5 protein-coding genes and 1 pseudogene are annotated in these 6,019 nt (G+C 35.3%); 5 read left to right on the plus strand and 1 reads right to left on the minus strand.

Translation table 11 applies throughout. The annotated features are described in order from the left end of the window. The 5 genes from IE867_RS13870 to dnaB all read left to right on the plus strand — a co-directional run. Positions 1-1,311: hypothetical protein (locus IE867_RS13870; protein ID WP_192485305.1), on the plus strand; the 1,311-nt coding region annotated here is incomplete at its 5' end. A gap of 1 nt (position 1,312) precedes the next feature. Further along, positions 1,313-1,654 (plus strand): hypothetical protein, encoded by a 342-nt coding sequence (locus IE867_RS13875; RefSeq protein WP_192485306.1) that lies wholly within the window; start codon positions 1,313-1,315, stop codon positions 1,652-1,654. Between the two features lie 15 nt (positions 1,655-1,669). After that, positions 1,670-3,133, plus strand: a complete 1,464-nt coding sequence (locus IE867_RS13880; RefSeq protein ID WP_203250313.1) for a P-loop NTPase — start codon at positions 1,670-1,672, stop codon at positions 3,131-3,133. After that, positions 3,123-3,902 (plus strand): DUF2786 domain-containing protein, encoded by a 780-nt coding sequence (locus IE867_RS13885; RefSeq protein ID WP_192485307.1) that lies wholly within the window; start codon positions 3,123-3,125, stop codon positions 3,900-3,902. The genes IE867_RS13880 and IE867_RS13885 overlap by 11 nt, the downstream gene beginning before the upstream one ends. Further along, the gene (gene dnaB / locus IE867_RS13890) at positions 3,899-5,266 is read left to right on the plus strand and encodes a replicative DNA helicase (protein ID WP_192485308.1); all 1,368 of its coding nucleotides are present in this window, start codon (positions 3,899-3,901) and stop codon (positions 5,264-5,266) included. Before IE867_RS13885 ends, dnaB begins: the two co-directional genes overlap by 4 nt. A gap of 122 nt (positions 5,267-5,388) precedes the next feature. Here the strand turns inward: dnaB and IE867_RS13895 are convergent. Beyond that, positions 5,389-6,019: pseudogene (locus tag IE867_RS13895) on the minus strand (ISKra4 family transposase); the annotation flags it as partial.

The following is a 6,019-nucleotide window of genomic DNA, read 5'->3' on the forward strand; positions in this document are numbered from 1 at the left end:
GAAACAAATGTAGGAACAAAGTCTGCTGATAGTGAGAACAATGTAGAAACATATGTAGGAACAAAGTCTGCTGATAGTGAGAACAATGTAGAAACAAATGTAGGAACAAAGTCTGCTGATAGTGAGAACAATGTAGAAACATATGTAGGAACAAAGTCTGCTGATAGTGAGAACAATGTAGAAACAAATGTAGGAACAAAGTCTGCTGATAGTGAGACAATAAATGTCAATAAAATATACTACTATGTGCAAAATCTTTCAGGCATACAGTTAAAACTAATGAGCTACATTTGGAATGTTAAGTTTCAGGAGAGCAAAAAATATTATGTATACCTAAATACTAAGACAGCCGCTTTAGAATCAGGGATTGGTATAGATAAGTTGAGAATATCCTTAAGAAGAATTGAATCAAAAAATATCATTAAACGAGAATCTGGTGTTATGGGTAGAAATGGATTCTCTATATTTAATATCCCTTTTGATGTCATCAAATATTATGAGCAATGTCATTGTATAAATGAGGAAAACAAAAAAGATAACCCCTCTATATATAATAGTAATACTACTAATACTATAAACAAATATAATAACGACACCGCAGAACAAAAACCAACCAACACCCAAAACGATCAGTTAATCGAACTTATTAAACAGCAAAATGACAAAATAGCCCAACTCCAAAAACAGTTTTTGCAACAGGCACCACAAACCCAACCTGAAACAAAAATTGTCACTGTGACAGATTCAGCCGAAACCAACACTCTTGAATCAGACAATGAAGATTGGGCTGATCTTGATTTTTCATCTTTAACTGAATTTGGCTTTACTAAGCGACACGTCACCCAGATTAAAAACTTTAATAAAAACTTAGACGTTGATAACCAACTAACGGTTGATAGCGTTCAAGAATCTATTGAGCATTATGCTTGGGCTTTACAAAATCGTTTAGAAGAAATGATAAGTTATGCTCCTGCTAATAACCGCTTACGTGGATTGATAGGGGTGCTTAAAAAGGGCGGTAACTGGACAGAGGCTAATTACAAGTCACCAGAAGATTTAGCATTTGAAGCGTCATTGATAGCGAAAAAGGAAAGATTAGAAAAAATCAAAGCGCAAAAAGAAGAAGTGTTAAACCTTGAATTTGAGTTGTGGCGTGAAGCGTTAACTGCAACTGAAATTACTGATATTGAGGAAAAGGGCGAACTTCAAGGCAAGATGCCACCCTCAGCTTTCAAAAATAAGGGTGACAACAAGCACTATGTAGCCGCGCTCAAAACGTACTTTAAAAACAACGTCTACGGAGGACAATAGTATGACAAAAATAACATTAAATCAAACGAATGCATTAATTAATACAAAGCTAGCAGTATCACATGATGATCAATTTATCAATGATTACAAAGGGCAAGATGTATTTGATATGTACAGTGATGCAATCATGAAATTGAACATTGACAATTCTCTGAGTGAGTATGAGATTAACTACACGACAACAAAAGAAAAAGAAAAATATATCATACAAATCAATAATACAACCAATGAGCAATTAGATGAGATAATAAGAGCTTTACGCTTTTATTCTGTCCAAGGTGAAAATGGTGCCATAAGAGGCTATCAGCTAGATATAGCCGTTTTATATAAAAAAGGCGATTAATGTGGGGGGTAACACATGAAATCAATCGTAATTTATTCAGCAAAGGGTGGCGTCGGTAAAACAACCACCACGGTTAATCTGGCTAAAAAATTGGTATCAGAGAGAAAAAAGGTATTTATTATTGATGCAGATGTTAACACGCCAAGCACTCATGTGCTCTTAGGTGATAATGCTTTGGTTAATGCTCAGCTTATGTTTTCATCGATTGGACTTGATCAAGCTAATACTATTTTTATTCAACAAAGCGAGTTAAAACAGTTTTTTAAAAGAACGATTGCTCAGGTTAATCAATTTAAACCAGATATTGTGCTGATTGATACACCACCATCAATTTCAGAAATTCATAACGAGTTATTAGCGCAATTTGATATTAGCGGCATGTTTTTTGTCTCTCAAGCAAATGCTTTGAGTTTTTCTGATATTAAGCGGGCAATTCCTTTTTTCTATGTCCGTAATATTCGTATTGCGGGCGTTATTCTTAATATGGTTGGGTTACATAAAGATGAAATAGATATCTCAGATAAACTTGAGAGCTTTGATGTTTTGTCACGCATACCATTTGTTAATGATCTGCAATTCAATTTAAACGATTATGATAATGTTGTTAATGTTATCAATCAGTTAGATTCAGCATCATATTATTTTGACGAGATGAGTTATCTTGACGTGGGTGATGATGAGATTATTGAGTATGAATTAGATAGACTATTTGCGCGTTATAATTTTTATTATGATAATTTTAAAATTAAGTCACATAAATTTCTCAACAAATGGGCGTTGTATTTAGAAAAATGTGTCGAAGAAGCTACATGTAAAAACGATAACGAAAAATATAATGACATGTTATACAAATTTCATGATCGTGAGAGTGGTTACTACGATTATTTAGTCACAAAATACCTTGATAAAGCGATGAGGTTTTATGGTATCGAAAAACCAAATCGATTTTATAATTTACAAACATGGGACTATATCAAAGATAATTTTTTGCCGAGGCAAATGGATGTTTTTTTTAATCCCGAATTAATACGCCAACAAAATCTGTCAACGCAACTTATTAAAAGGCTACTTGAAGCTGAATACGATGAAGATAAGCAAGGCACGTTTATGGTTTTGCATAATCATGCTTTTGCAAAATCATCAATGAACAATATTACTCAGAAAGATGACATTGCAAAAATAGAAAAAATAGAAAAAGTACAGTTATTTGCAGGAGAGATAGTATCTGCTCGATTGGTTTTAAATAGTAAAACACATTATGCCGTACCAAGAGTATCAATTGAGATAGACGGTGAAGAAATTATTTTGTTTGCAAACGAAGTGATGCCTGTTTACTCAAAACAGTTGAGTAAGTTAATTGATTCTGGGATGTATATCAAGGTGAGTGAGACTCGATATATTCCAGTTGAAAGTGAGCTAGCAATGCCAAATAAAAACTTAATAGCTGCATATCATGAGGTAATAAAAAATGTCGCATAAGCTAGATAAGGCAAATCAATTAGATAAACAAAAAGACAAAATCAGAAAGTTGCTTGAATTATCCTTATCAGATAATGAAAACGAAGCCAGTATTGCTTTAAAACAAGCGATGTCATTGATGAATGCACACAACATCACCAAAGATGAAGTGTATGGGCAAAATATGGCAAATAAAGTGATTACAACACCTTATTACCGTATTCCTGATTGGTATGTGACGTTGCATAATACGATGGCAAAGGTATCAGGTTGTTTTTGTGTTTACCGTAATGGTGACTCTTTTTTTGAAGAATTGGCAACGATTCAAATAACAGGGCGACAACGTGATGTTGATAATGCGGAATATTTGATTGTTTTTTTAAGTCGAGAGGTCGAAAAAAGTATTAAACAATATAAACAACAACTTGCACAACAAGGTATCAAGTCGCAGCTATCAGCCAGAGTAAAAGCTTACCGTATGGGATTTATTAGCAAGGTCTACAAAAAAATGTATGAATGCCAAAACCAGTTTTTTAGTCATGCAAATAAAGGGAACGCTAAAACCAATACAGCTAGCGGTACTGAAATGGTTTGCATTGATCTAGCGTCAAGAGTGAGTGAAGCTAAAACTTACTATACGGACGTATTAGGACAAACCTTCGCTAGAGCAAGTAGTCAAGCACGTTACATTAGTTCATCAATGAATGATGGTTCAAAGGCAGCCGAGCAGTTATCTATTAATCAGGCAGTGAATCAGCAGGAGTCTATCAAGGGGTTGGGCATATTATGATGGATACTAATCCAATTAATGCGAATAAGCTTAATAACGACAGTTCATTATCAGCCGAAAGGTCTGTTATTGGCTCATTGATACTAGATAACGATGTTTATGATCGCATCAGTGATATTTTAACACCACAAGATTTTTTCACCCCTGCGAATAAACTCATTTATCAGCATATCCAAAAACTTGCTAATGATGGTAAAGCTTATGATTTAGTGACACTTTTTGATTCATTGGAAAGTGAACACTTAGGCGAGTTAGCAGGGGGCTTGCATTATTTAGCTGAAATCGCCAAAGATACGCCCACAACAGTGAATGCAAAAGCTTATGCTGAGATTGTCAGAAACAAAGCAATAAAGCGCAAACTGTCTAAAGCATTGCTTGAAGCAAATGAGATGTTACAAGGGCAGGGCTTATCTGAGGAAGATGTTTTAGATAAAGTGGAAGAAGCTGTCTTGCATGTGCGTCAAGATATAGACAGTGGCGACAATGATTTTATTTCAGCCAAAGCAGTCATTCCACAAATCATTGATTACCTCGATGAGCTTTCTGAGCAAGACGGTTTAGCAGGACTGCCTACTGGATTTATTGATTTAGATAATAAGTTATGTGGTTTACGTGAAGAACAACTGATCATTGTTGCGGGTCGTCCAGCGATGGGTAAAACCACTTTTGCCATGAATATAGCCGAAGCGGTACTCACGCAAACGGATAAATCTGTTTTAGTGTTCTCAATGGAGATGTCTGCTAAAGATATTATGATGCGCATGGCATCATCTTTAGGGATGTTACCCTTTTCAAGAATACGATCAGCACAACTAGAAGATGATGATTGGGCTAAATTAACTTTGGCATTTACCAAAGTGGAGAATATGAAGCTATCCATTGTTGATAAGGCAGCATTGACCCCGACAGAAGTTAAGCACAAGGCACGTAAATTTAAACGTGAAAATCCAGACCTAGGTTTGATTGTGATCGATTACTTGCAACTTATGCAAAGCCCTGCGTATCAAAATAACCGTAACTTAGAAATATCGAACATATCAGGACAGTTAAAAGCACTTGCTAAGGAGCTTAAAGTGCCTGTGATTGCATTATCTCAGTTAAACCGTGGTCTTGAAGATCGCGCTAACAAAAAACCGATGATGCGCGATTTAAGGGATTCAGGCAGTATTGAACAAGACGCTGATGTGATTATGTTTGTCCATCGTGAGGAAGTGTACAAGCCTGATGACCCTGATTTGAAAGGCTTGGCAGAAGTGGTGATTGGCAAGCAACGAAATGGCGAGATCGGTGATGTATCGTTGACCTTTAGAGGTGAGTTTTGTAAGTTTGGGAATAGGGAGTTTAGAATATATGAGTGCAAATAAATACAAATATAATGATGCCAAAATTAAGCTTTACATGCTTTTTTTCTTGCAATTTTTTTTAATTCTGGGATTTTCGGTTTTATACTCATCATTCATATTGATAGCAACACATATATAGCTATTTAAGCAGCTTTTCGGTAAATTTTATTCTCCACTGCTAACCAATCCTTTTCCCAATTACTCCCTATTTTAGCAGCCCTAATCTGGATTATTTGGTGAGCACCCTCTCTAGTCCAAGTCATACGTTGTTTATTCTTCTGGCGAACATTAATCAAATTATTAACAGTGCTTTCAGCATAACTGCTTGCATATATAAGACCTTTTTCGTCTCTTTGATCATAATTCACTATTTTGTCTTTATTATTGGTAATATAGGTTTGTAGCTTGTTAAGCATGTTTTTTGACTTAATACACTCAGTCGAATCAATTAGTCCTTGTAGTTTAGTGACGGCTTTTTCTGAGTTTCCATGCCATAAACACCATTTAACTGCTTCATATTCATCTTTTTTGTCATCCGATACAGCTGATTGATTGTTTTTGAACTTCATTCCTATGTGAAACCAATCTAATATACATAAAACTTGCTGACACTCTGTAGATATCGAGTGTGCAACCGTCCAGCAATTATCGGCACCATCAGCTAAACAAGTGATGTTTGTATTTGTTCCTAGTCCTTCTGATATACAGGCATTTTTAAACTGTAACTTCATACACTGCTGGTTATCATCTTTTGCTGAAGCAACTACTTGTTTC

The sequence above is a fragment of the Cysteiniphilum marinum genome (assembly GCF_014857925.1).
In the GTDB taxonomy this organism is placed as follows: domain Bacteria; phylum Pseudomonadota; class Gammaproteobacteria; order Francisellales; family Francisellaceae; genus Caedibacter; species Caedibacter marinus.

Bases quoted from the DNA above. Each gene is read 5' to 3' on its own strand.
- IE867_RS13875 (WP_192485306.1), top strand. From the start codon at position 1,313: ATGACAAAAATAACATTAAATCAAACGAATGCATTAATTAATACAAAG.
- IE867_RS13880 (WP_203250313.1), top strand. From the start codon at position 1,670: ATGAAATCAATCGTAATTTATTCAGCAAAGGGTGGCGTCGGTAAAACA.
- IE867_RS13885 (WP_192485307.1), top strand. From the start codon at position 3,123: ATGTCGCATAAGCTAGATAAGGCAAATCAATTAGATAAACAAAAAGAC.
- dnaB (WP_192485308.1), top strand. From the start codon at position 3,899: ATGATGGATACTAATCCAATTAATGCGAATAAGCTTAATAACGACAGT.